Annotated in this window: 3 protein-coding genes; 2 read left to right on the plus strand and 1 reads right to left on the minus strand. The window is 67.1% G+C overall.

Features of this window, described 5'->3' with window-relative positions; genetic code table 11:
• The first annotated feature begins 519 nt into the window (after positions 1-519).
• Both ACRDP3_RS28120 and ACRDP3_RS28125 read left to right on the plus strand, forming a co-directional pair.
• On the plus strand, positions 520-1356 hold the full coding sequence (locus ACRDP3_RS28120) for a helix-turn-helix domain-containing protein (protein ID WP_431519839.1): 837 nt from the start codon (positions 520-522) through the stop codon (positions 1354-1356).
• Positions 1353-1559, plus strand: a complete 207-nt coding sequence (locus tag ACRDP3_RS28125) for a DUF397 domain-containing protein (protein WP_431519840.1) — start codon at positions 1353-1355, stop codon at positions 1557-1559. The genes ACRDP3_RS28120 and ACRDP3_RS28125 overlap by 4 nt, the downstream gene beginning before the upstream one ends.
• 70 nt (positions 1560-1629) lie before the next feature.
• Here ACRDP3_RS28125 and pglX read toward each other — a convergent pair.
• Positions 1630-2954: BREX-2 system adenine-specific DNA-methyltransferase PglX (gene pglX / locus ACRDP3_RS28130; RefSeq protein ID WP_431519841.1), on the minus strand; the 1325-nt coding region annotated here is incomplete at its 5' end.

A 2954-nucleotide genomic window follows, 5' to 3' on the forward strand; every position in this document is an offset into this window, starting at 1 on the left:
GTACGAAGTGCGCGCGGTCCACGGCATGGAACGCATCGCGCACCCAGGCGGCGCGGAAGGCTCCCTTGGCCGCTACCGCACCCCCGCAGATGTCACGGAAGTCCACGAGTGCCGCTACTTCTTCCCGGGGTTGTCGCCGTCCGGACTCGGCGGCTCCGGCGGCGGGTCCACGGCTTGTCCGACGGCTCTCCCCTGTGATTCCCCACAGCGCCTCCTCGCGCGGTACGTGCAGTCGGTTGCCTGTACTGTACCCAGAGTGACGGTTGCGGGGATTCGGCCGCAAGCCCGTCCGGGCAACGTGCATCCCGTACGGGCGAATTGCTCGCTTCGCAGTCCGAAGCGCCCGGTTCGCGCATACCGTCTACGGGGAGCGACGCGCTGACCGGCGGTGCTGTACGCGTCAGCGGTGAGCTTGTACGCGGCGTGCAGCGTGACCGGCTGTCGGCTCGCACGTTGGGCGCGCAAGTGCGGTACGCAGTAGGCGAGTCGGTGTGCAGGGCGGTACGGAGGGGTGCGGGCATGGAGGATCACGAACAACTGCCGGGACAGGAGGCCGAGTCCGGGTCGGGCATCCTGCACGTCTTCGGGCGGCAGCTGAAACTGTGCCGGAAGCGGGCGGGCCTTGAGAGGCTGGAACTGGGAGCGCAGACCGGCTACTCGGCGTCGACGATCGCCTCCTTCGAGCAGGGCCGCCGCATCCCACCGCCACGGTTCATCGACCAAGCCGACGAACTGCTGGACGCGGGCGGCGTGCTGCGGGCCGGCAAGGATGAGGTGGCCCGGGCTCAGTACCCGGCGTTCTTCCGCGACGCGGCGCGGTTGGAGGCACAGGCGGTCGAGCTGCATGTGTACGCGACCCAGGCGGTGCCAGGGCTGTTGCAGACCGAGGAGTACGCGCGGGCGGTCTTCGTTATGCGGCGTCCTCTCTTGGATGAGGAGACCGTCGAACAGCGGGTAACAGCGCGCCTGGCGAGGCAGGAAATCTTCTCTCGCGCACCTCTGCCCACTATCAGCTTCGTCATCGAGGAGACCCTGCTGCACCGACCCCTTGGCGGGGGCGGAGTCATGCGTGGCCAACTGGAACAGATCCTGCTCTGCGGACAGCGCCGAAACGTCGAGATCCAGGTCATGACGACCGAGCGCGAGGAGCATGCCGCGTTGGCCGGTCCCTTCACCTTGATCGAGACGAACGAAGGGCAGAGGATCGCGTACGTTGAGGCGCACAAGGACAGCCGCCTCTACACGGAGCGAAAGCCGGTCCGGGAGATCGAGGAGGAGTACGGGCTCCTCCGGGCTCAGGCACTCACTCCGCGCGAATCGCTGGCCTTCATCGAAAAGTTGCTGGGAGAGAGATGAACGTCGAAGCGCCTGTGCAGACGGTGCCCGAGTCGGCCTGGTTCAAGAGCAGCTACAGCAGCGGCGAGGGCGGCGAGTGCGTGGAGGTCGCAGCCTGCCTCGGTACCGTCCGTATCCGTGACTCGAAGGACCAAGCGGGGCCGGTACTGTCCGTGGCCCCTGCTCGCTGGGCCGCCTTCGTGGGGTTCGCCGCGCAGGGTTGATCGCCCGCATCCAACGACGCCCCGCCATCGGAAGCGATCCGGAGGTGGGGCGCCTTCTTGTACGCGTGGCTCAGTCCGCCTTCTTGGCACGGCCGCGTGTCTTCTTCTCGGGACGCCAGGCCGTGAGGTCGTCTTCCGAGAGCCCGTGCTTGCTGCGCTGCTCGTCCAGGTACGCCTGGTACTCCTCGGCCGGAGTGCCCCCCCACTCCTCATCGTGCTCGCCGTGCCACTGGTGGACCCACGGCATCAGTTCCTGGATGCCCGCGATGAGCGAAGTCAGCCGCGGGGTGCCCCAACCCGCCTGGTCCGTACGGTCATTGATCACGTTGACCAGCGCCTGTACCTGATCCTTGTGATCCCAGCCGGCCCAGCCGAGCAGAAGGGTGGGATCGGCGTCGGGCGACGCGTCCGGGAAGGAGATGAACCGCTCCTTGGGCACGTCCAGCTTGCCGCGGTGCGACCAGTAGGACGTCTTGAGGAAATCGGCGGACGCGTACTTCGGCGGCACGGGGATGTCGAGCCGGTCCCCGGTCTTGTCCTCCTCGCGCTGGAGGTCCCAGACCTGCTCCCACTGCGCGCGCTTGCGCAGGCCCGAGTCCTTGTAGCGGAGAGCAGCGAGGTAGGGGACATGCTCGGTGGCCAGGATGTCCGCCAGCACCGTCGCGAGCGTCGCGTCCCGCTTGCCCATGTGGTCAGCGGCGTACAGCTCGGCGACGGCCTGAACGTCGGCGTCCTGACGGAGAGCATCGGCGAGCTGAGAGACAGTGAGCGTCCGCGGAGCCCGGAACCCGTCCCGCAGCCCGAACCAGAGGTCTTCCCCCTCACACCTGTCCAGCAGCCAAGTTCGGAGGGCTTCCTGCTCCTTCTTCTCCCAGGGCTCTGATGCCCAGCGCCGCTTGCACTCGGGACGCTCGATGAGCGCGATGTCCTTACGGGAGTTGATGATGTCGATCCGCGCCTGGACAACGGCCTTGTAGTCGTCGGGCCAGTGCGCGGGGATCTCGGTAACGGGCGTGGACCCGTGGCGCTCAAACCAAGCGGTCTCGACTTCGCCTGCTGCCATATTGCGGGCAAGCACGATCTCAAACGCACGCTCTCCGAGGACGACTTCGGGCGCCTCAGCGGTGGTGGACAGGGTCGTCCGGGCCACCTCGTCACGGGTGAGGAGATTGTACGAGCCGTACACGGTCCAGTCTAGCTCCTCTTGCAGGGCGACCATTTGAGCCCGTGTGGAAGTGTGCGCGGCGCGGGCCTCGTGTAGGCCGACCCGCGTGGGGGTTGAACTGGAGGAGCGTGCGGAAGGCTCGTGGGTGGCCAGCTCTTGAGCGAGCAAGTCGAGAACACGGGCGAGTTCGAGTGGGAGACTGGTGGCACGCGGGAACTCTTGAAGCTTGG

Source organism: Streptomyces sp., assembly GCF_050698815.1.
Classification (GTDB): domain Bacteria; phylum Actinomycetota; class Actinomycetes; order Streptomycetales; family Streptomycetaceae; genus Streptomyces.

What these genes read in the sequence shown, in the direction of transcription:
- ACRDP3_RS28120 (WP_431519839.1), top strand. Translation starts at nt 520, where the DNA reads ATGGAGGATCACGAACAACTGCCGGGACAGGAGGCCGAGTCCGGGTCG.
- ACRDP3_RS28125 (WP_431519840.1), top strand. Translation starts at nt 1,353, where the DNA reads ATGAACGTCGAAGCGCCTGTGCAGACGGTGCCCGAGTCGGCCTGGTTC.